At 80.6% G+C, this 1,121-nt stretch carries 1 protein-coding gene; it reads right to left on the bottom strand.

Annotated features, from left to right (window positions below; translation table 11 throughout):
• Window positions 1-1,121, bottom strand: a 1,121-nt coding sequence (locus DT057_RS34985; protein ID WP_203236469.1) for a transglycosylase domain-containing protein, incomplete at both ends; no start/stop codon positions are given.

The raw sequence follows: 1,121 nt of genomic DNA, 5'->3' as shown, positions 1-1,121 counted from the left end.
GCGCACGAGGCCGCGCAGGCTGGCCCCGGCGGCCGTCCGCGCGGCCGGCGTGCCCGCCAGGGGATTGCCGCCCCCGACGGCGGCCAGCACGGCGCCGTCGGGCCCGAGCGCGACGAGGCCGGCCCGGGTTCCGGCCCGGCGCCGGCCGGCGCCGTCCCTGACGGCGTCGAGGCGGCGCTCCACCGCCTTCTCGGCGAAGCCCTGGAGCGTCCGGTCGAGGCTGGTGCGCACCACGGTCTCGTGGAACGGTGCGCCCGCGAGGCGCTCGCGCGCCAGACCCGCCATCAGGTCGGGAAAGCCGCTCCGCGTCACGGGCGTCGCCGAGGCGGGGGCGAGGCCCGCAAGCGCGCGCCCCGCCTCGTCGGCCTGGGCCCGGGACAGCGCGCCCATCATCACCAGGGCGTCCAGCACGCGCCGGCCCCGGGCCCGGGCCTCCTCGAGGTCGCGGTCGGGCACGAGGTCGGCGGGCTCGAGCGTCAGGCCGGCCAGGAAGGCGGCGTCCGCGGTCGTGAGCGCCCCCGCCTCCTTGCCGAGGACCCGGCGCGCGGCCGCGTCGATCCCGTGCAGGCCCGGCCCGAACCGGGCGAGGTTCAGGGCGCGCGTCAGGATCGCCTCGCGCCCGGCCCATCCCTCGAGCCAGAGGACCAGCATCGCCTCCCGGACGGAGGCGGCGAGGCCCCGCTCGCCCGCCAGGAGGTCGCGGCGCACGAGGCGCTGGGTCAGGCGGGCGCTGCCGGAGCGAGGCCCCGGCGCGATCGTCCCCCGGAAGGCGTCCCGCACTACGCCGCCGATGCCGGCCGCGTCGAGCCGGGTGGCGTCGTCGAACCAGGGATCCTGCGCGGCGAGCAGCGCCCGCCTCATGATCGGCGCCACAGCCCCGGCGGAAAGCGGCCGGCCCGGCGCGAGGCCCCGGCTCGCCACCACCTCGCCGTCCTCCGCCAGGACCACGATTGTGTCGGTCGGGCGCACCGGCCCGGCGAGGGGCGGCAGCGTGACGGCGCACCAGGCCAGGAAGGCCGCGGCGAGCCCGAGGAGCCCGAGCCCGAGGAGCGCCGCCGCGCGGCCCCAGGGCACGCGCCGGGCCGCGCCGGCGGCCTGCGCCGCGAGCGGATGCGCCGCGA

Source organism: Methylobacterium crusticola (assembly GCF_003574465.1).
Lineage (GTDB): Bacteria > Pseudomonadota > Alphaproteobacteria > Rhizobiales > Beijerinckiaceae > Methylobacterium > Methylobacterium crusticola.
The sequence above is the reverse complement of the archived record's forward strand: the minus strand, read 5'-3'. Positions and strand labels throughout refer to the sequence as shown.